Source organism: Stenotrophomonas terrae (assembly GCF_039674165.1).
In the GTDB taxonomy this organism is placed as follows: Bacteria; Pseudomonadota; Gammaproteobacteria; order Xanthomonadales; family Xanthomonadaceae; genus Stenotrophomonas; species Stenotrophomonas terrae_A.
In genome coordinates this window covers 1-984 of the sequence record NZ_JBDJMY010000094.1, presented here as the reverse complement: position 1 = coordinate 984, position 984 = coordinate 1, and the positions used below count along the sequence as shown (strand labels likewise).

General features: G+C 62.0%; 1 protein-coding gene. It reads right to left on the bottom strand.

Going from position 1 to position 984, the window contains the following annotated elements:
• Positions 1-94 precede the first annotated feature (94 nt).
• Positions 95-877 carry a ferredoxin--NADP reductase gene (locus ABE493_RS19375; protein WP_346501032.1) on the bottom strand — a complete coding sequence of 261 codons (783 nt, stop codon included), beginning with the start codon at positions 875-877 and terminating at the stop codon, positions 95-97.
• Between the last annotated feature and the right edge of the window lie 107 nt (positions 878-984).

Below are 984 nucleotides of genomic sequence, written 5' to 3'. Positions count from 1 at the left end.
TCGGGGGGCGCCCCCCTCCGCGGCCCCCCCCTCACACCCCCACTATTCCCCGCCCCCCCGCCCGGCGCGGGTACCCCCGCTCCCACAAATCTTCTTATTTCTCGACGAAGGCCCGCTCGAACACGTAGTGGCCTGCCGTGCCTATGCGTGTTGATGCGGTAAAGCCGCGGGCATCAAGCACGCTGCGCAGGTCAGCCAGCATGTGCGGGCTGCCGCAAATCATGAAGCGATCGTTGGCCGGGTCCAGCGCTGGCAAACCCAGTGCTTGCTGCATCTGCCCGCTTTCCATCAGCGAGGTCAGCCGGCCCTGGTTGGGGAAGGGCTCGCGGGTAACCGCCGGGTAGTACAGCAGCTTGTCGCGGACGATATCGCCGAGGATTTCATCGTTCGGCAATTCTTCCTCGAAGTATTCGCGGTAGGCCAGGTCGCTCTCGAAGCGCACGCCGTGGCAGACGATGACTTTCTCGAAGCGCTCGTAGGTTTCCGGGTCCTTGACCACGCTCAGCCACGGCGCAAGGCCGGTGCCGGTGCCCAGCAGATAGAGGTGCTTGCCCGGGTGCAGATCGCTGATCAGCAAGGTGCCGGTGGGCTTCTTGCCGACCAGTACCTTGTCGCCGGGCTTGAGGTGCTGCAGACGTGAGGTCAGCGGACCATCCTGCACCTTGATGCTGAAGAAGTGCAGCTGCTCTTCCCAGTTGGCGCTGGCAATGGAATAGGCACGCATCAGCGGGCGGGCGCCTTCGTTTTCCAGCCCGATCATCACGAACTGGCCATTCTCGAAGCGGAAGCCGCTGTCGCGGGTGGTGGAGAAGCTGAAGTAGGCGTCCGTCCAATGACGGACTTCAAGCACCGTTTCGGCGCCAAAAGCGGAAGACATGCCGTGATTCGTAGATGGGAGACCTGCGTATTCTAGCTGACTTCGGTCAAATAAGAATAAATCTCATTTGAACGAAGGTTGGTAGTGCCGAGCCAAGCGCGGCACGG